The 18,398-nt window shown below is 56.6% G+C and carries 23 protein-coding genes and 4 pseudogenes; 8 read left to right on the forward strand and 19 right to left on the reverse strand.

Going from position 1 to position 18,398, the window contains the following annotated elements:
* Positions 1-165: 165 nt before the first annotated feature.
* A complete protein-coding gene (locus CENROD_RS02030) occupies positions 166-1,356 on the reverse strand; it encodes an IS1182 family transposase (RefSeq protein ID WP_041193817.1) in 1,191 nt (396 codons plus the stop codon).
* 142 nt (positions 1,357-1,498) lie between these two features.
* Between CENROD_RS02030 and CENROD_RS02035 the strand changes: the two genes are divergently transcribed.
* Complete coding sequence (locus CENROD_RS02035; protein ID WP_022771402.1) at positions 1,499-1,774, forward strand: oxidative damage protection protein; 276 nt, start codon at positions 1,499-1,501, stop codon at positions 1,772-1,774.
* A gap of 19 nt (positions 1,775-1,793) precedes the next feature.
* On the opposite strand, the gene mutL is transcribed toward CENROD_RS02035, so the two are convergent.
* The gene (mutL, locus tag CENROD_RS02040) at positions 1,794-3,710 is read right to left on the reverse strand and encodes a DNA mismatch repair endonuclease MutL (RefSeq protein ID WP_041193191.1); all 1,917 of its coding nucleotides are present in this window, start codon (positions 3,708-3,710) and stop codon (positions 1,794-1,796) included.
* A 126-nt stretch (positions 3,711-3,836) separates the two neighbouring features.
* On the opposite strand from mutL, the gene CENROD_RS02045 reads away from it, so the two are divergent.
* Both CENROD_RS02045 and xerD read left to right on the forward strand, forming a co-directional pair.
* Positions 3,837-4,379, forward strand: a complete 543-nt coding sequence (locus CENROD_RS02045; protein WP_022771404.1) for a septation protein A — start codon at positions 3,837-3,839, stop codon at positions 4,377-4,379.
* Complete coding sequence (gene xerD / locus CENROD_RS02050; RefSeq protein ID WP_274518150.1) at positions 4,376-5,305, forward strand: site-specific tyrosine recombinase XerD; 930 nt, start codon at positions 4,376-4,378, stop codon at positions 5,303-5,305. Before CENROD_RS02045 ends, xerD begins: the two co-directional genes overlap by 4 nt.
* A 68-nt stretch (positions 5,306-5,373) precedes the next feature.
* Here xerD and CENROD_RS02055 read toward each other — a convergent pair whose 3' ends face one another.
* Complete coding sequence (locus CENROD_RS02055) at positions 5,374-5,883, reverse strand: glycosyltransferase (protein WP_238551805.1); 510 nt, start codon at positions 5,881-5,883, stop codon at positions 5,374-5,376.
* 3 nt (positions 5,884-5,886) lie between these two features.
* Here CENROD_RS02055 and CENROD_RS14030 point away from each other — a divergent pair, with 3 nt between their 5' ends.
* Positions 5,887-6,159, forward strand: coding sequence for a hypothetical protein (locus CENROD_RS14030; protein WP_202961170.1), 273 nt, complete (start codon positions 5,887-5,889; stop codon positions 6,157-6,159).
* Between the two features lie 218 nt (positions 6,160-6,377).
* On the opposite strand, the gene CENROD_RS02065 is transcribed toward CENROD_RS14030, so the two are convergent.
* The 8 genes and pseudogenes from CENROD_RS02065 to CENROD_RS02095 form a co-directional block, all read right to left on the reverse strand.
* Positions 6,378-7,606 (reverse strand): IS3 family transposase gene (locus CENROD_RS02065; protein ID WP_238551782.1). Its coding sequence is split into 2 segments (ribosomal slippage): positions 6,378-7,309 and positions 7,309-7,606, totalling 1,230 coding nucleotides; the frame shifts between segments, so codons are not numbered across the junction.
* Between the two features lie 30 nt (positions 7,607-7,636).
* Positions 7,637-8,122 (reverse strand): glycosyltransferase family protein, encoded by a 486-nt coding sequence (locus CENROD_RS02075; protein ID WP_022771410.1) that lies wholly within the window; start codon positions 8,120-8,122, stop codon positions 7,637-7,639.
* A gap of 29 nt (positions 8,123-8,151) precedes the next feature.
* A pseudogene (locus CENROD_RS14240) lies at positions 8,152-8,295 on the reverse strand (UDP-N-acetylglucosamine 2-epimerase (non-hydrolyzing)); the annotation flags it as partial.
* Positions 8,296-8,515: 220 nt separating this feature from the next.
* Positions 8,516-10,021 carry an ISNCY family transposase gene (locus CENROD_RS02080; protein WP_022771411.1) on the reverse strand — a complete coding sequence of 502 codons (1,506 nt, stop codon included), beginning with the start codon at positions 10,019-10,021 and terminating at the stop codon, positions 8,516-8,518.
* Between the two features lie 234 nt (positions 10,022-10,255).
* Positions 10,256-10,504 carry a DUF2442 domain-containing protein gene (locus CENROD_RS12935; RefSeq protein WP_081699909.1) on the reverse strand — a complete coding sequence of 83 codons (249 nt, stop codon included), beginning with the start codon at positions 10,502-10,504 and terminating at the stop codon, positions 10,256-10,258.
* 12 nt (positions 10,505-10,516) lie between these two features.
* Positions 10,517-10,786 (reverse strand): annotated as a pseudogene (locus tag CENROD_RS14635) (DUF4160 domain-containing protein).
* 154 nt (positions 10,787-10,940) lie between these two features.
* Positions 10,941-11,159: pseudogene (locus tag CENROD_RS02090) on the reverse strand (UDP-N-acetylglucosamine 2-epimerase); the annotation flags it as partial.
* Positions 11,110-11,613: pseudogene (locus tag CENROD_RS02095) on the reverse strand (polysaccharide biosynthesis C-terminal domain-containing protein). The pseudogenes CENROD_RS02090 and CENROD_RS02095, both read right to left, overlap by 50 nt.
* 66 nt (positions 11,614-11,679) lie before the next feature.
* On the opposite strand from CENROD_RS02095, the gene CENROD_RS02100 reads away from it, so the two are divergent.
* Positions 11,680-12,015, forward strand: coding sequence for a type II toxin-antitoxin system RelE/ParE family toxin (locus tag CENROD_RS02100; protein WP_022771416.1), 336 nt, complete (start codon positions 11,680-11,682; stop codon positions 12,013-12,015).
* A complete protein-coding gene (locus tag CENROD_RS02105; RefSeq protein ID WP_041193195.1) occupies positions 11,999-12,286 on the forward strand; it encodes a helix-turn-helix domain-containing protein in 288 nt (95 codons plus the stop codon). Before CENROD_RS02100 ends, CENROD_RS02105 begins: the two co-directional genes overlap by 17 nt.
* A gap of 106 nt (positions 12,287-12,392) precedes the next feature.
* On the opposite strand, the gene CENROD_RS14640 is transcribed toward CENROD_RS02105, so the two are convergent.
* From CENROD_RS14640 to CENROD_RS14645, 6 genes are all read right to left on the reverse strand, one after another.
* A complete protein-coding gene (locus CENROD_RS14640) occupies positions 12,393-12,488 on the reverse strand; it encodes a polysaccharide biosynthesis C-terminal domain-containing protein (RefSeq protein ID WP_476577878.1) in 96 nt (31 codons plus the stop codon).
* Between the two features lie 114 nt (positions 12,489-12,602).
* The gene (locus tag CENROD_RS02110; RefSeq protein ID WP_041193196.1) at positions 12,603-13,901 is read right to left on the reverse strand and encodes a type II toxin-antitoxin system HipA family toxin; all 1,299 of its coding nucleotides are present in this window, start codon (positions 13,899-13,901) and stop codon (positions 12,603-12,605) included.
* Positions 13,891-14,229, reverse strand: a complete 339-nt coding sequence (locus CENROD_RS02115) for a helix-turn-helix transcriptional regulator (RefSeq protein WP_022771419.1) — start codon at positions 14,227-14,229, stop codon at positions 13,891-13,893. The genes CENROD_RS02110 and CENROD_RS02115 overlap by 11 nt, the downstream gene beginning before the upstream one ends.
* 18 nt (positions 14,230-14,247) lie before the next feature.
* Positions 14,248-14,697 (reverse strand): colanic acid biosynthesis glycosyl transferase, encoded by a 450-nt coding sequence (locus CENROD_RS13805; protein WP_022771420.1) that lies wholly within the window; start codon positions 14,695-14,697, stop codon positions 14,248-14,250.
* Positions 14,698-14,726: 29 nt separating this feature from the next.
* Positions 14,727-15,863, reverse strand: a complete 1,137-nt coding sequence (wecB, locus tag CENROD_RS02125) for a non-hydrolyzing UDP-N-acetylglucosamine 2-epimerase (RefSeq protein ID WP_022771421.1) — start codon at positions 15,861-15,863, stop codon at positions 14,727-14,729.
* On the reverse strand, positions 15,781-15,960 hold the full coding sequence (locus tag CENROD_RS14645) for a polysaccharide biosynthesis C-terminal domain-containing protein (protein WP_476577875.1): 180 nt from the start codon (positions 15,958-15,960) through the stop codon (positions 15,781-15,783). The genes wecB and CENROD_RS14645 overlap by 83 nt, the downstream gene beginning before the upstream one ends.
* 30 nt (positions 15,961-15,990) lie before the next feature.
* Between CENROD_RS14645 and CENROD_RS02130 the strand changes: the two genes are divergently transcribed.
* Entirely contained in the window at positions 15,991-16,854 is an 864-nt protein-coding gene (locus CENROD_RS02130; protein WP_274518151.1) for an Rpn family recombination-promoting nuclease/putative transposase, read from the forward strand.
* 38 nt (positions 16,855-16,892) lie between these two features.
* The gene (locus CENROD_RS02135) at positions 16,893-17,141 is read left to right on the forward strand and encodes a BrnA antitoxin family protein (protein WP_022771423.1); all 249 of its coding nucleotides are present in this window, start codon (positions 16,893-16,895) and stop codon (positions 17,139-17,141) included.
* Between the two features lie 156 nt (positions 17,142-17,297).
* Here the strand turns inward: CENROD_RS02135 and CENROD_RS02140 are convergent, their stop codons facing one another.
* Positions 17,298-17,879, reverse strand: coding sequence for a PIN domain-containing protein (locus CENROD_RS02140; RefSeq protein WP_041193197.1), 582 nt, complete (start codon positions 17,877-17,879; stop codon positions 17,298-17,300).
* Positions 17,879-18,349 carry a helix-turn-helix domain-containing protein gene (locus tag CENROD_RS02145; RefSeq protein ID WP_022771425.1) on the reverse strand — a complete coding sequence of 157 codons (471 nt, stop codon included), beginning with the start codon at positions 18,347-18,349 and terminating at the stop codon, positions 17,879-17,881. The genes CENROD_RS02140 and CENROD_RS02145 overlap by 1 nt, the downstream gene beginning before the upstream one ends.
* Positions 18,350-18,398: the final 49 nt, after the last annotated feature.

Raw genomic sequence — 18,398 nt, forward strand, 5'->3', positions numbered from 1 at the left:
CGACTGCATTTGTCGCCTATAAATTGCGATTTTTTGGAGTCAAAGGGCTGATTCCGGAGTGGAATCGTTCCTGTATCTATCCTGAAGGTCGATATTTCATGATTCAGCGCGAACGGAAGCCGACATCTGCGGATGCCGTGGATTCCAAGGCGGGAGAAAGGGGGATCATGATCGCAATCGCATCAATTGGTCGGCGCACAACGCCAGTACGCCGAACATCAGGTGGCTCATTACTTTGGTAGCGCCCCTGACCATGAGGTGGCTTGCGCCAAACTCGTCCTTGAGGCGAGCGTTGGTGCGCTCTGCAGCGGTACGTTCGTTGTAGCGAATGGCTTCGTGAGGCAAAAACTCGATCTTCTCGCCTCCACGCGGATTGTGGTCAATCAGCGGGACATGGCCCAGGTTTCGGCTGTCCTCCCGGAGATCATGGCTGCAATAGGCTGCATCCATCAGATCGTAGAGATTCGTCACCCGCTGGGCGCTGATCCGCGACAAGGGGATGGCAGCACGACTGTCGTGCATCGAGGCCGAGGACAGCAATGCAGCGATAGGCACGCCACAGTCGGCCGTGTCGAGGTGCAATTTGTAGCCATTCCAACTGACCTTGTAGCCTTGAGCATTGGACTTGGTACCCCGATCACAAGCTGTGGGAATCTCCTCGATCATCTCAGCCAGTGTTTGTATACGCTGACGCGCTAATGGGGAGGTTTTGGCCGTCTGCTGGCGTTCTTCCCCACTCTTTGGGCGCCCACGCCGCCGCTTGGGCGCGACCGGCGTATCGCAGACTGTGGCCGTTGGCTGGGATGCTGGTGGAGCGTCGGTCGCTGGGGTGGTTGTGGGAACGGATGACGGCGCTTGTGTTGCCTTGACCGAACAGGGGCGCTCGCGTGCTTCGATGGCTGTGCCATCCCGGCTGATGTGCCCAATCAGCTCCTTGCCGAGGTGTTTTTGGATCAAGGCTTCATGCACCCGCTCGGCCAAGCGGGCCTTGGCAAATTCGTCGAAGGCGCGCGAGAAGGTGGCTTCCGAAGGCAGCACTTTTTGGGTCGGAAAACCACAGATGCGGCGCAAGGAACGATCCACGGACAGACGTTCGATCAACCCCACCGTCGTGGTAATCCCCAATACCACCTTGGCGACAAAAGCGTTTGCCAGCCACGAGCGTTCGTGCGGCGGGCGACCGAGACCGCACCACGATGCCCGTACATACTCCTCAAGGCGAACCCACTCCAGGGTATGGATCACTTTCTCCAGTTTGGGTGTCAACGGCCCCACCTCATTCCAGAGTTCGGGCAAAAGCTCTTCCTGGACAATGCTCCAGCGTTGCATGAGAAGTTCGCGTCGATTACTATTCATTTTGCGGGCGTTCGATGTCGGATTGAAGAACTTCATCTTGCCAGAAATGGCGCGCCCGCACCCGATTTTCTTGCCTCAACCAGCAAAAATTCAGCCTCGGAATCGGGGTTTTGCAAGAGGCTCTCGTATCTCTCAATACACCATGGCAAGAACTGTTCATTGCGTCAAGCTTGGCATCGAAGCTGAAGGGCTTGACATCCCCCCTTACCCCGGCCCCTTGGGGCAGCGCATCTGGGCCAACGTGAGCAAGGAAGCGTATGCACAATGGGTGCGGCGCCAGACGATGCTGATTAACGAATACCGCCTGAACCTCTCCGACCCGCGTGCCCGCCAATACTTGGCCCGGCAGATGGAAGCCCATTTTTTTGGCGACAGCCCTGAGCCTGAGCCAAATCCTGTGGACTCGACGGGCGGATAGGCAAAACACAGATACCCCCCTACCGCCCACGCAGCAGCATCGCATCGAGGTCTTGCATGGTGAGCTGTTTCCACGTTGGCCTGCCGTGGTTGCAGACGTGGGCGCGGTCGGTTTGTTCCATCGTTCGCAATAGCGCATTCATTTCGTCGATGCCAAGGTTGCGGTGTGCACGCACGGCGCCGTGGCAGGCCATCGTCGCCAGCAGCCGTTGGTGACCGCGTTCCAAGGCGGTACTCGCGTCGAACTCGGCCAGGTCGGCCAGCACGTCGCGGGCCAGCGCAACGACATCCCCTTGGGCCAACGCGCTCGGCACGGCGCGAATCGCCAACGAGCGGGCGGAGATCTGTCCCACTTCCATCCCCAGCGCAGACAACGTATGTTCGTGCGTCTGCGCCGTTGCCAATTCGATGGGGCTGGCAGCAAAACTGGCCGGAATCAGCAGCCGCTGCACCGGCAGGCGGGGGCAGGCATCCGTTTGCGTGCCATCCACACGCAGTGCGCCCCATTGTTGTTTGAGCTGCTCGTACACGATGCGCTCGTGCGCGGCGTGCATGTCAACGATCACCAAGCCCAGCGTGTTTTGCGCCAGGATGTACACCCCATGCAACTGGGCCAGCGCAAAACCTAGCGGCTGGGTGGTCGATGGCTGTTCGCCCATATCTGATTGGCCACTGTCGCTTTGCTGTGGGCTGCCTACCGCAGCAGGGGAGGGCGCCGGGCTCCAGAGCTTTTGCAGCGCTTCGACGCCGTGCGCGATGCCCACAGCGTCGAAGTGCTGTTGCGTGTCGTAGACCACGCGCCGCTGCATGGGCGCTGAAGGCGGTGTGGGCTGTGCAGGCGCGGAGTTGGGGGGCAGTGGCGTATCAAGGCCACGGTGCATGGCCACCACGGTTGCTGCGCGGGCAGTGGGATGGGCGCAGCGCAAGGCGTCTTCCACAGCGTGGCGCACTGCGCCGTACACCGCCTGCCCCTCCCGAAACCGCACTTCAATTTTGGTGGGATGCACATTGAAGTCGACCCGCTGGGGGTCGATCTCTACATACAGTGTGTGTACCGGCTTGCGTTGTTCATGTAGGACGTCTTGGTATGCGCTACGCAAGGCGTGGGCAATGACGCGGTCACGCACATAGCGGCCATTGACGTAACAGTACTGCCGATCCGAGCGGGCACGCCCGGCATCTTCCAGCCCGGCGCGCCCCCACACACGCACCCCAGGCACGGCGTTGGCTGGGGGGTCGATCCACACCGACTGTTCCACGAATTCGGCACCCAGCACGTGGGCGATGCGCTCTTCAAAAGCCGGCAAATCGGCGTGGGTTCCCTCCCCCAGGCGTGGGAATTGTTCGACGAGCTTGCCGTCGTGCCAGAGGGCAAAGCCCACTTCCGGGTGCGCCAGCGCGTGGCGGCGCAGCGATTCGATGCAGTGGGCCAGCTCCGTCGCCGTGGATTTGAGGAACTTGCGCCGCGCCGGGGTCGAAAAAAACAGCTCCTGCACATCGATGGTCGTCCCCTGCGCTCGCGCTGCGGGTTGGAGTACCCCGGTCGCGGCGTCGAGCACGTAGGCCATGCTCTGCCCCACTGCGCGGGAGGTGATCAAACACTGCGCGATGGAAGAAACCGCAGCCAAGGCCTCCCCCCGAAAGCCCAGCGTCCCTACAGACTCCAGGTCGGACAAACTGGCGATCTTGCTCGTCGCATGCCGTCGGAACGCCAGGGGCAGTTCCTCTTGGGGAATGCCGCAGCCATCGTCTTCGACGATGATGCGCCGCACCCCGCCAGCGGCCAGCCGCACGTCGATCTGCGTAGCCCCGGCATCGATGGCGTTGTCCAGCAACTCGCGTACCACGCAGGCAGGGCGCTCCACCACCTCGCCCGCAGCAATCTGGCTGATGAGCAAATCGGGCAGTTCACGAATGGGATTGCGCAGGGGTGGCATCGAATAGGAAGAAGAAAAGGAGGGCAGTTTACGGATTCCATCCAGCGCTGTTACCCCATTCCCCTGCGCCCGCAACTCGGCAACAATTCTGCTTTCTCTCTCCCACATTCTCTATTTCCCGTTCCCATGCGCACCCTTCTTGACTTTTTGCCCATCGTGCTGTTTTTTGGCGCTTACAAGCTGTATGACATTTACATGGCCACGGCGGTGTTGATGGCGGCTACGGTTGTGCAGATGGGAGTGGTGTGGGCGATGGATCGCAAATTGCAGGCCATTCACCAGCTCACCCTCGGGCTGATTCTGCTGTTTGGGTCACTGACCCTGCTGCTGCATGACGAGCGCTTCATCAAATGGAAACCCACGGTGCTGTACGCCGCAATGGGCATTGCCTTGGGCGCTGCGGCGTGGGTGTGGCGCAAGAATGTGCTCAAAATGATTCTGGGTAGCCAGCTCGATCTGCCGGATTTCGTATGGATGCGCCTGCAGCACGCATGGGTGGGTTATTGCGTCTTCATGTCAGCGATCAATGCCTACGTCGTCCTGCTCTACAGCACCGAAACCTGGATGTATTTCAAGCTCTGGGGCTATGTATTCCCGCTGGTGTTTCTGCTCGGGCAAGGCGTGTACATCGCCCGCCATTGGACGGAACCCGCCGGGGACACCCCTTGACCGACCAGCCCGACCCTGTCGTCGATCTGCAATCGGATGCGTCGATCGACCCGTTCCTCGACACGCTGTGGATGGAAGAAGGGTTGGCGGCGCTCACGCTTTCTGCCTATCGCCAAGATTTGCGCACGCTGGGACGCTGGCTGCATGGCCACGGTAAGACGCTGCTCCAGGCCGACGCTGACGATCTGCTAGGGTTTTTTGCAGCACACCACGCGCGCACCAAGGCGACGACGGCGAACCGGCGCCTGACGGTCTGCAAGCGGTTCTACCGCTGGGCGCTACGCGAACACCGCATTGCCCAGGACCCCACGCTCACGCTGCTTTCCGCCCGCCAACCGTTGCGCGTGCCGGACAGCCTGACCGAGCGCCAGGTCGAAGCTCTGTTGGCCGCGCCGGATGTCCACACCGCGCAAGGCGTGCGGGACCGCACGATGCTGGAGCTGATGTACGCCTGCGGGTTGCGCGTGACCGAGCTTGTCACCCTGCAATGCCACCAGGTCTCGATGACCGAACTGGTGCTGCGTGTGGTGGGCAAAGGCAGCCGGGAGCGGATCGTTCCGTTTGGCGAGATCGCCGGGCTGTGGCTGGAACGCTATATGGCGCATGCACGTCCCGAACTGTTGGCGGGCAAGGCCTCGGTCGATCTGTTCGTCACCCACCGGGGCAGCACACCGGGGACGGCGATGAGCCGGATGATGTTCTGGATGCTCGTCCGCCAATATGCCGTTGCGGCGGGCATCACCCAACAGCTTTCCCCCCACACGCTGCGCCACGCCTTCGCCACGCACCTGCTGGATCACGGTGCCGATTTGCGATCCGTCCAACTCCTGCTGGGGCATGCCAATGTCTCCACCACGACGATCTACACCCACGTCGCCCGCCAACGCCTGCATGATCTGCATGCCCGGCACCATCCACGAGGGTAGGGGTGGTGGACAACTGCCATGACTTTCCTGATTTAGGGCGTTTGTGCAATGTCATGGACCAGGTTCCCTCACCCCCCCAATGCCAACACAATCTGGCGGACTGCGCGTTCCACGGCGAATTCCTTCTCGAACAGCTTTCTACAGCGGTTTTGTAATTCGGCGCATTCAGTATCTTGATCGAGTTTGTCCAGCAATGCCAATGCCAGGGTTTCCAGCATATCCACGGAATGGGTTTCACAGACTTTGCCGATGTCTTCTTTTCGGATCAAAGTAACCAAGTCATTGCCATGGTTGACGTTGGCCAACACGGGTAACCCGCTTTGCATGTAGGTCAAAAACTTCCCCGGGATATTGTGGGTTTTGTGTTTGGGGTCGAGCGCAACAATGCCAGCGCAGCATTGGGCATACAGTGCGGGGATTTCATCCGGTTCGATTTCGTCTTGAAACAACACATTGTTGAGCCGCCTGCGCACGGTTTCTTTTTGCAATCGCCTGGCTTCGCTACCACGGCCCACAAAAAGAAACCCCACATCCTTGCGTGGCTGCAAGCGTTCTGCAAGGTCGATGAAAATATCCATGCCTTGCGCAACGCCCATATTCCCCGCATAAACAAAAACCTTTCTCCCTGCAAGGTGGGTATCTTGCAGGCAGATAGAGCAGGCTTTCTTTCCCACCGTGCCCAGCCAATTTTGCAAAACCTCTATCTTCTTCCCGGCGCTTGTCTGCTTGGAAAAATAGCCAAGGTTGCCGGGGGATTGCACGCCAATGATGTCTGCAACGGAATATTGATATTTTGCGATTGCGCTGAATATGCGGTAAAGTGGACCCGAATGTCAAGACAATTTTTCGGTTGATTTAAGCTGTAGCTGTTGACACACACAACTGCACGGCGTTGCCCCGGTTTTTGTCTTGGTCTTTGGTCTCCTTTTCTTTCCTCTCCCATGGCTGTTGGCAAGCGAAGCGCGTCAGGCCGAAGGCAAACCCTTGTGGGTAAGCACGGGTGAGAGCTGTGGGGATGTGGGCAAGCTGGGCGTTTTGCAAGCTTGTCCACATCCCCACAGCGACCCCCTGCTTATCCAGCAAGTGCCATGGCGCGGGCCTGCGTACTCGGGTTGTCTGGTTTTTCGTTGCTGGCCTGATCTGCGTATTTGTCGATGATCAACGCGCCGCCGCCGCTAGCGTTCGCATAGACCGCATCTGGCGTTTCGTATTGCAATGACTGATGTGGCCGCTCGCTGTTGTATAGCACGAAGTAGTCGCTCAGTCCCAGCAGCAACTCGTCCACCGTCGCATAGCCCTTGAGGTAGATGTCCTCGTACTTGACGTTGCGCCACAACCGCTCGACAAAGATGTTGTCAAACGCACGGCCTCGCCCGTCCATGCTGATGGCGATCTTTTCTCGCTCAAGTACGCCGGTGAAGTCCGCACTGGTGAACTGCGAGCCTTGGTCGCTGTTGAATATCTCGGGCTTACCAAAGTTGCGCAGCGCCTCTTCCAAGCAGTCCATACAGAAGCTGGCATCCATGCTGTTGCTGATGCGCCAGCTCAACACCTTGCGGCTGTACCAGTCCATCACCGCCACCAAGTACACGAAGCCTTTGGCCAGGCGGATGTAGGTGATGTCGGTGCTCCAGACCTGGTTGGGCCGGGTGACCTCCACACCGCGCAGCAGATAGGGGTACACCGGATGCTGCGGGTGTGCCTTACTGCTGTGGGGGCTTGGCGCCATCCCCTGCAGGCCCATCTGACGCATCAGGCGTTGGATGCGCTTGCGGTTGACACCGCAACCCATGGCCTTGCTCATCATGACCGCCATGCGCCTGCTCCCGTAAAACGGATGTCGGGTGTACTCCTCATCAATCAGGCGGCTGAGCTTCTGGTCGTCTTCGTCGACAACCTTGGGCTGCTGCTGGGCGTAGGCCGTCGCACGGGAAACGCCTACAAGATCACACTGGCGGGTGACCGCCAGGTCGTCATTCATGTCAATCCAGTCTTGGCGTTTCATGACAGGCTCATCCCGGACTTTTTTTTGAGCCAGTCGAGTTCCATCTTGAGACGCCCGATCTCGCTATACAGGCGATCCGGTTCGCTTTGCGCATCCAGCGGCTTGGGGCCGCGTTTGCCTTCGAACAGTGTCTTGGCCTGCTCTTGGATGGCTTTCTTCCACTGGCAAACCTGCACCGGGTGGACATCAAATTCCTGACCAATCTGGTTGATGGTCTTGCCACTGCGCAAGGCTTCCAACCCCACCTTCGCTTTGTACTCTGCGGTGTGGACTTTGCGCTTCTTCGTTTCACTCATGATTCTGGATCCCCTGGATTGAAGAACATCTTAAATTTTTGTCTTGAATTCGGGGTCCACTTTACGGTAAGGAATGCCGCGTGGCATCAATTGCATATCCACAGCCCATTCGGGGAAGATGTCCCGAACGATCAAATACCCTTTGCATTGGGAAGATTTCTTCAGCGCCCCGGCCAAAGGCCCATGGAAGATGGAAGGGGAATACCAGACGACGCCATCCCACCGTTGGGCGGACAAAGGGCTGGCGCGCAGGTTGCGGAGCATGGCAAACGGCATCCAACCTTCGCCCAGCGTGCGGCGTACGTAACCGATGTCCTTGGTTTGCGGGGCGCGCAGGCGCAATACCTCCGCGCCTTCGTAGTCATCGATCCGCCAGAGCGTTTCCAGCCCCGGGGTGGGGAGCAGAACCGTCAGCGCATGGCCTTGGCGCACGAACTCCCGCGACAAATCGCGAAGCTGCACTGCGCCCGAAGTGCGCAATGGTGGAAAGGTATCTGCAATCAGCGCGAGCCGCATCGTTCCTTGCTCCTGGCCACCTAGTCGCCCTAATACCGCTTCCAAACCACGCGGTTCACATAGTCTGTATAGCTGTGGATGATCCGCACCACCTTGTCGGCAACATTCGGCATGGCGTAATCTGCCACCAGGCGCAGCGCGCGGTCGGCACCGCGTGGTTGGCTCGACAGAATCCCCCTATGTCGTGTCTGACAGAAAAGTCGGATTTTTGATGCGTGTACCCGATACTTTCGGGATGTGATCCGGAATTGAGACCGGATTACAAATTTTTTTGCGGTCGAATTCTGACAAAAACCATGTTTCCTACCCAAAAAATTTGATTATTGGTGAATGAAGGGAAAGCTATCCTCTGCAACCACTCATGCATCCCTTGAAAAAGACCGTCGAGCGGCATCAAGCCGCACGACGGATGGGCGATGGCGTTTTTCGCTTGGCATCAATCCATTGCTGACGAACCACCATTCCAATTCGGTAAAAATTCCGTGCCAAGACTGACAACGAAACATAGCGTTTGAATCCTTTTATTCCCTCATCGGGGCACATATCCAAACCAAAGTGTTCTAATCCATTGATAGCCGACTCTACAGCAGAATGCGCTTTCCGTAGTTTCACAAATGTCTCGCTCGATTCTCGTTCTTTCTCCACTTGGGAACAGCGCCCTTTCTTTGGCAAAGCAGCACAGCCTAATAATGTTGCCAATTTCTTCTGATTCTCTTGGCTGTGAAAGCCTTTATCAAAACTCACGGCATTCAAAGTCGGGAATCGTTCTTTTGCAGCTTCAACCATTAGTATAGCAACTTCGTTATCTTCTTGCTTTTCCATAACGTGGTGATGCAAAATAAAACGATATTGATCTTCCAGAATACAAACCTTGACTCCCAATTCCACTGGCACACCAGCCTTGCCTTTGCTTATCCATTCCGTATGCGGTTCAAACAGCGAGAATATCTTTTCCGAATGCGGAATGCGTTCCCCGTTGATCACCCTACGGCGAATCTGATCTGATAACTTTTCTGCATGCCCTATGAAGACCTGCAGCTTCGATACCAACCCTTGCTCCCGTGCGCCGATCTGCGATGTAGCCAAGACGACTTCCTGCCTTGTTTGGGTGGCACGCTCGAACAGCTCTTTGGCCTGCTTGAGATATTCCTCGCATGCTTCGTGGATGGCAGCTTCCTTTGCTGCACGTTTGGCTTCATTTTGGGAATGAGAGCGCCGAAGCCGCTGAATATGGCGATACTGCTTTTTGAATTGGCGATAAGAGTGTTCATGCTGACGCCAGCCAGACAATTTATGTTTTTCCGCCAATTTTGCACTCCATGCAATGATCTTTTGTATAGCATCAAAAAGAAGATTCAAATCGGTTGGAAAATGTACATCTGTTTCAACTACAAAGGAATCACAACGACCGTGTAGAACGTCGTCCGGGCTTTTTTTTACTAGCGTATGGCCGGTTTTGACCACAACTTGATTTATTCGATCAAGAATCTCTGGGGTAAATAACCTCAAATTATCTTTCAGGGTTTGCACGTTGTATTTTGTCTCATCATACCAGTCAGTATGCCCAAGCATTTGTCGCAATGTACGATGTTGATTCACAAGCTCTTGCAATCGGTCGTAGTCGATATTCAGACCCAATCGAACCACACCGATGACAAGAATTTGCCACTGCGACATACCTGGGCGACCCATATGCGCTTGTACCTTTTCACCAGAATGGAGGACCGGGAGAATTTCTGAGAGGATAGAGAAAACTTCTTTGCGTACGTCTGGTGTTGTGTAGATGTACTGAAGTCCTAGCAGCAATTTGGGGATATCATCGCGAGAACGCAGATCAAGCTGAATGTTAGCGATAGGATCTTCGCCTAATTTCATCTGAGGATTGATGACAGAGCGCATGTAGCCCCCAATTATTTTAATGAAGATTGAAATAGGATGAAAGTATTATATCAAAATGAAAAAATTGGTGTGTAATGCGGCATCTTATGCATAATCTCATGGAAATCGCAGGAAAGCGGCTCAATCTTCAACCCCCCAAACGTAGCGTACCCTGTTGATTTTGCATGGTTTTCCCTTTTTCTGTCAGACACTATGTCACAGTAGATGCCCGATGGGATGGTTGTTTGGGCACGCTCAATCACCCAGCAGAACCGAGCGGTCGTAAAGAGTCTCCGGGGCGATGTCGATATTTCCTGGCCAAACAACCGTGCCGTAATCGACATGTGCGCCAAAGAAAGCATTAGAAACCTTCAGTCGGCTAAATGGCCTTTTATCAATCAATGGCGACATATCAAAAAGACGACTTTCCCCATTCTCGAATTTCAGCATCAGTTTATAGCCTGGCAAAGCCTGAACACTCAGCACATCAAGAAGATCATTCATTTCAACATCCACTTATTGCAGCGGAGCAATCCGGAAAGGCTCTTCACCGTTTACGGCGAGTTCCCAATCGGCAAAAAGATCGTCGCGGTGCAATTCCACCCATGCTTGAACAAGCTTCAACTGCTTTGGTGGAAAATTTCCCGCTAATACACGACCATCTTCCATGGCAATCGATGCCTTGAAGTTTTAATAGCGAACATGAAAGTGCGGTAGGTGATGCCGCTCGTTGTCTTCAAATAGAATGGTGATAAGGATTCCGTAAAATATACTTATAGTTGGCATATATTGTCCCCATAAAAACTTATGAATTTTTGTACTCTAGCACAATTTATTGCACCTGGCCCCTTTGATGCGCTTCGATGTCACTGCTGTACATACCGGGCGTTTCAGATTCAACCGTTCACCGGCGGTAGTGGTCATGACCCAGCGCTTGCCGTCGCCCAGCCGCTTCAGCCATCCGGCCTTCGGCACTGTTCAGAAAGTAGTCCGTTTTCTTTATGCCTAAGTCGTCGAAGAACACCTGATTCAATTCGTAGTCATAGTTTTGGCCTGTATGCACCAGCACATGCTCACAGTGCCTGTCCAACGCTGCGAGTACGCGGTACCTACACCCCACACCCCACCGTATCCGGCTTTTCCCGGTCAAACACCTCATTGGCCCATAGCAGCACCACCATTTCGTCGGTGCCCACGTTGGTGATGTTATGCGCTCAGCCGGGAATAGTGTCCACCACCTGTGGTTTGTCACCGGACGTTCGCAATTCCACCCGTTCATCGGTCAACAGGTGGCGAAAGCGGAACAGCGCCTGCTCCTTGATGACCAAGAATTTTTCCGTCTTGGTGTGGTGGTAGTGCCCGCCGCGCGTAATGCCGGGGTGGGCTGGGAAGCAACTGAATTGGCCGCAATCCGGCGTTTTGAGCATTTCCACGAACACGCCGCGCGGGTCTGCGTACTGGGGTACCTCGTAGGCAAAACGTTCGGTGGGCAGGTAGCTCACATACGTGGCATACAGGGCACGCGCCAGGCCAACACCACGTCCTCCACAACCAGGCGCAATGTTGTGGCAGAACGTGGCCACCACAGAGACGGCCTCTCCCCGTTGTGGCACATGGTTTCACCCAGTGCTGAGCACTCAGCCCTCAGCACTCGCATAACATTTATGTTATTCTAAGACATGGAATACGCGATTGATTACTACAGCGAAGGCGTGGAGCAAGAAATCCTGGCGCTGCCAGACACCTTGGCGGCGCGCTATGTTGTCTTGACGCGGCGCATGGTGGCTGTTGGTCCGAACCTTGGAGAGCCGCACACCAAGTCGATGGGGGATGGCCTGCTGGAACTGCGCCTCAAGGGCGCGGAAGGCATTGCCCGGGTCTTCTACTGCACGCAAGTGGGCCGGCGCATCGTGATGCTGCACAGCTTCATCAAGAAGACCAGCCGCACACCACCGCGTGAACTAGAAATTGCACTGAACCGCATGAAAGAGGTGAAACATGGCCACACACGATGAAGTCATCAAGAAGCTGATGAGCCGTCCCGGCGTAGCCGCCGAAGTTGAACGCATTGAGCGCGAAGAAGGGGAGCTTCTGGATGCGCTGCTCAAAGCGCGCCACGAGGCGGGCTTGACCCAGGCCGAGCTTGCCGCCCGCATGGGCACGCAAGCCCCTGCCGTTGCCCGTCTTGAGCGTGCACTGGCCACGGGCAAGCACTCGCCCTCGGTCGCCACCCTCAGAAAGTACGTCAAGGCCTGCGGTAAGGAGTTGCACCTACAGGTGTCATGACGTCGGTCCCATGACTATCAACCGATTTGAAGACCTGATTGTGAGTATTCCAGTCCAACGTGACCGGTCTTCGCCAATCACACAGATTCGCCCCTGTCGCACTGAACTACACCCCACACCCAACCGTATCGGGCTTTTCCCGGTCAAACACCTCATTGGCCCACAGCAGTAGCACCATTTCGTCGGTGCCCACGTTGGTGATGTTATGCGTTCAGCCGGGAATAGTGTCCACCACCTGTGGCTTGTCACCGGACGTTCGCAATTCCAGCCGTTCATCAAAATCCTTGTCGCATGGGTCATACCGCACCACCGGACATCACCATGTTTGCCCGTCCAGGTTCCAGCGGATGCCTTCAGGCAGGTTGAAAAAGGCAAATGGATTCAGAAACTGCCTGCGCCAAAGCATGGCGCGATCCACAGCGTTGAGATTGGCCTCATCGCACGTGGGTTGCCATGCGTTCATGATCACCTCAAGCTGGCGATTCACGATGTCGATACCCTCTTCACGGCTCAGCAAGTAACTTGACGACGCTGCAATGCACGTCGCAAGCTGGCTGCTTCGGTCACCGCCGTGAATCAGCATGGCCTGCGATGCCTGCTGCCCTACGCGGGGCTGAGGGCAAATGTCGTAGGCGGGTGTCAGCGTCAAACGCTGCCCATCCCAAAAAGCAGCATGGTTGCGGGCGTGGTCATCCGTATTCCCGCACAAGATGTTGAAAACCAGCCTGCTGAACAGTTCCCGCAAAGTTTCCCTGGCGTTCACAAAACGATGGCGGATGATCTCTGCCAGCTTTTCATAGCTGGCATAGGCAGCCATCATCTCGTCCAGCTCCAACATCGTCAGTGCGGAAACCATCGCCCGACGGTGCCACGCGCTGCCCTGCCGCACACGGTCGAACCGTTCAACCAGCAACACGTCCTTGCCCAAAGCCGACCGCAATTGCACCGGCGCTACATCCAGCCCAACCTTGGCGGCTAAGCGCATGGCAAGGAACTCGGCTTTGACCACGTTGTACCAATCGCTGCTTGTGGAAAACTTGGCGATGAATTTGCTGTCAACGTCATCGATCAACACCTTCGGCCTGGCGCCGCCCAACGACGTTCCATGCAGCAGCGACTGATCCAGATCGGGGGACAAGGGGATACCTTGCTCGATCTTTTCCACAGCGGTCTGCAATTCCACCAAAGTGGCCTGCTGCGCCAGCCGTGGCGCATAGTGCGTGGGCGAACGTTGAAAGTCCAGCGCGCCCACCCTGTTGGAACCCGATTCCAACAGATACGTCAACTCATCCAGTTCCACCTGCGCCGCATCTGCCCCTTTTGCACCCAGTGTGCGATGAATCAGCACACGGCGGCCCCAGGCATCTGGAGACGCATCGCGGATGCAGCCGGGCATATTCCAACCCGGCGCCAGGGGGATATACCCGGGCTGCAAAGGCAATTCCGGTGCATACAGCGGGATGGCATCCTTGCGGGCAAGATAACTACGGCCATAGTGGAACGCCAGCCGCGGCCCCTGACGGGACAGCAAACCCGCCACCACGGGTGCATCGGCCTGTGGTAGCCACACCCAGACATAGGCCTGTGCATACGCAACGGCTGCGTCAGAAATCATCCTGCACAACCTTGGCTTTGGCTCTGACGGCTTTGGGCAGCAAAGCCAGTTTTTCGCGGTGGTGGGCCAGTGTGGATGCCAGACAGCGTTCATCCTGTTCAAACAGGGCCACGCCGCAAATCGATGCCACCTCAAACACGGCACCGATGGAACACGTGGGGTCGCCCCGCTCGATGCGTTGCAACAAAGCGCGGGAAACCCCCGCACGCATGGCAAGGTCAGTCGTGGTCATCGCGTTTTCCAAGCGCCCTTCGCGGATGAGGGCACCAAGCAACTGCATTGCGAGCAAACTGCGTTGGGAATAGGGGCGGGATGCAGGCTTGGCCATGTTTGATTCATTGATGATTCACCAGCGATGATATGGCTTTTTTATGAACCATGCATAAGAGCCTACTGAATTGGTGTGGTGGTAGTGCCCGCCGCGCGTCATGCCGGGGTGGGCTGTGAAGCAACTGAACTGGCCGCAATCCGGCGAAGGTTGTTGGTATAGGAAATCACACTTTGTGTGAATTTGCGCATAGCACTTCAGCGCCCCGGCCAAAGGCCCATGGAAGATGGAAGGGGAATACCAGACGACGCCATCCCACCGTTGGGCGGACAAAGGGCTGGCGCGCAGGCGCAATACCTCCGCGCCTTCGTAGTCATCGATCCGCCAGAGCGTTTCCAGCCCCGGGGTGGGGAGCAGAACCGTCAGCGCATGGCCTTGGCGTACGAACTCCCGCGACAAATCGCGAAGCTGCACTGCGCCCGAAGTGCGCAATGGTGGAAAGGTATCTGCAATCAGCGCGATCCGCATCGTTCCTTGCTCCTGGCCACCTAGTCGCCCTAATACCGCTTCCAAACCACGCGGTTCACATAGTCTGTATAGCTGTGGATGATCCGCACCACCTTGTCGGCAACATTCGGCATGGCGTAATCTGCCACCAGGCGCAGCGCGCGGTCGGCACCGCGTGGTTGGCTCGACAGAATCGCCAACCCCTGCCGCACCCTGTCCACTTCCAGCCCCACCATCATGACCACGGCTTCCTCCATCCCCTCGGGGCGCTCATGCGCTTCACGCAAGTTCAGGGCGGGCAGGTTCAGAATCGATGCCTCCTCGTTGATCGTCCCGCTATCCGACAACACAGCCCTGGCCCCCATTTGCAGCCTGACGTAATCGTGAAACCCCAGTGGTTTGAGTAGCCGCACCAAGGGATGAAAACGCACGCCGGTGGCATCCACGCGCTTTTGGGTGCGCGGGTGGGTGGAGACGATGACGGGCAATTGGTACTCCGTTGCCACCATGTTGAGCACGGCGACCAATTTGGCAAAAGCGGTATCGGGTTCGATGTTTTCTTCCCGGTGCGCGCTCACCACAAAGTACTGGTCTTGGGCCACATCCCAACGCGCCAGCGCGTCAGAAGCCTGAATTTGCGGCATGTAGTGGTGCAGCACTTCATACATGGGGCTGCCGGTTTTGATGACTTGGTCCGGCGGAAGTCCTTCGCGCAGCAGGTATTCGCGCGCAATGCTGCTATAGGTCAGGTTGATATCTGCCGTGTGATCAACGATGCGGCGGTTGATTTCCTCCGGCACCCGCTGGTCAAAACAACGGTTGCCAGCCTCCATGTGGAAGATCGGCACTTTGCGCCGTTTGGCCGGGATGACCGATAAGCAGCTATTGGTATCGCCCAGCACCAGCATGGCATCCGGCTGCACCTGCGCCAAAACGCCGTCCACGGTCGTGATCAGATTGCCAATCGTGTTGGCGGCGCTGGCGCTGCCTTCGGCGCTGTGCAAAAAGTAGTCCGGTTTCTTCACACCCAAGTCGTCGAAGAACACCTGATTCAATTCATAGTCATAGTTCTGGCCCGTATGCACCAGCACATGCTCACAGTGCCTATCCAACGCCGCCAGCACGCGGGAAAGACGAATGATCTCCGGCCGCGTACCGACGACCGACATCACTTTGAGTTTTTTCATACCTACACCCCACCGTATCCGGCTTTTCCCGGTCAAACACCTCATTAGCCCATAGCAACACCACCATTTCGTTGGTGCCCACATTGGTAATTGTCATGCGCCCAGCCGGGGATGGTGTCTACTACCTGTGGCTTGTCGCCGGACGTTCGCCATTCTCCAAAGCACCGTAGACCGATACATGGCCTTGCGAATGCTGGTGTACCTTGGCCTGCTGTACCAGGATTTGATTCGACGCGGCGAGGTTTTGCCCAATGGCCGCCTGCCCCCTGTGCTGCCGATCGTGCTGTACAACGGCGCTGCCCGTTGGACGGCGGCGACCGAATTCAGCGAATTGATCCCGCCCGTGCCGGGTTTGGTGGAGAAATTCAAGCCGAAGTTCCAATACTTGTTGATTGCGAAGAATCACTACACCGAAAACACCTTGCCCCCGGTCAAGAATTTCGTTGCAGCGCTGTTTCGGCTGGAACAGGTTTCCTCGCCCGAGGCACTTTTGCCGTTGATAGCGTCCCTGCAAGAATGGCATGAGAATGACGTAGATGTTCGGAGAATGTTTGCGATATGGATACGCGCAACGTTGATGCGCAAAGCACCATACCAAATTCAGTTACCCCAAGTCGATGATTTACAGGAGATTAGCATCATGTTGTCAGAACGGATTGAAGAATGGGCCAAAGGGTATGAAGCGAAGGGGATGCAGGTTGGGATAGAGCAAGGAATGGAACAAGGCTTGCTGCAAGGTAGACAACAAGGGATGCAACAAGGAATGCAGCAAGGCTTGCAAACCGGCATGAATCAAGGCCAGCACCTGGAAGCAATACGTACCCTGCACAAGCTACTGGCCAAGCGTTTTGGTGATGTGCCAGCAGCGCTGATGGCGCGCATCGAAGCGGCGTCGCTCGAACAAATTGAAGGCTGGTTCGACTTTGCCCTGGACGCGCCGACGTTGGAATCGGTGTTCGCCGATCACACGGGTGCGCCTCTGTCGCACTGAACCCTAAAGTGATAGAACACGCGCAAAAATCGAGCGATATGCACGCTACATGGATTGACCCAGACGATGCGCCGGAACTGACAGAAGAATTTTTCGAGCGCGCAGACCAGTACGAAGGCGAGCAATTGCTACGGCGTGGTAGCCCCAAATCCGCATCGACCCAAATACCGATTGCATTGCGTCTGGATGCCGACGTGCTTGCTGCACTGCGTGCGACCGGGGACGGCTGGCAAACGCGCATCAATGACATGCTTCGCGCATCGCTCCATCTGGCTGGGCGTGTGTAGCGCCGGATTGTGTTGGCGCTGGTGGGCATGCGACCCAAACCAAGCTACAGCATCGGTGCCATTGCAGACGATTGCTATCCGTAGAGGAATGTTGCAGTCCATTGCAGCCGACACCACCGGGTAGCGAAATACCGACACTGCCAGTTCGGCTTACGCTCAAATCAACTCTGCGGCCAGGCGCAATCTCTCTGCCGTCGTAGGCAGACCGCCCAACTCCAAGGCGTAAGCAAAATCTTCTGGGCTGGACTGCGGCTTTTTCCGTCTCGCGCGCATTCGCTTGAATGCAGCAATGGCATTCACGGAATCCAAATCCCACTGGTTGACGATGAAGGTGTCAGGGTCGATCGCCTCAATGCCGTACTCCATCAATACCGAATTCGGAAAGTCCTTCAAATTCGAAGTCACGATGCAATCGGCATGACCCGCAATGGCAGCGGCAAGGACGTGAACGTCATTCGGGTCGGGTAACACGATCCCACCGGCAATCGATGACCAGGCAGACTCCGGCACCTCCCAGTCGGAAATTGCATCACGCATGCCATCGCGTCTTGTCCACAGTTTTCCGGCCAGATCGGGGCGTTGCTTTTCGAGGGACCGTATCCACTCGTCCTCAATCTTCGTCGTCCATTTCGCAGCAAAGAATCCGGCAGTGGCCAAGCTCATCAACGCATCTGTCATGGCCAGTGGAAACAGAACGCACGCATCCAGCAGTGCCGTGTAGCGAGCGTGCCCAGCCATCAGTAATCCAACCCCAACTCACGGGCGTTGTCGGCGAGTCGCTCCAAAGCGTTGGCCTGCTGGGCGCGCATGTTTTGTGCGTATGCCAGCAAATCCTCTACAGCAATGCGGCGATGCGAGCCCACCTTCCTGTGCGGCAAGCGCCCCGCCTCCATCTCCTTGATCACGAAGGGTCTGGAAACATTTAGAAAATTGGCTGCCTCAACCGTTGTCAATTCTTGCTCGGTTGGCATCAAAACGACAGGATGCCCCTCGCTCATGATGCCCAAGAGCTGACCGATCAACTTGAGGGCAGCCGGTGGAACCTCGACGGTTGGATGCTCCCCAGAGTCTGTGGTCAACGTAATGGCCGCTGCCCGAGAGTGGTCAAGGGAGGCCATGATGCAGCGTTGAGCCACGCGAACCATCTCCTTATCCTTGGCGTTCAGTGGTGGGGGAGCCACCTTCCTAACACGATCGATCGTTCGCATATGTCTCTCCTTTACCCCCAGGGGGGCTAACTTGTCTGCCTACAGGATA

Origin of the sequence: Candidatus Symbiobacter mobilis CR (genome assembly GCF_000477435.1) — a bacterium.
Classification (GTDB): domain Bacteria; phylum Pseudomonadota; class Gammaproteobacteria; order Burkholderiales; family Burkholderiaceae_C; genus Rhodoferax; species Rhodoferax mobilis.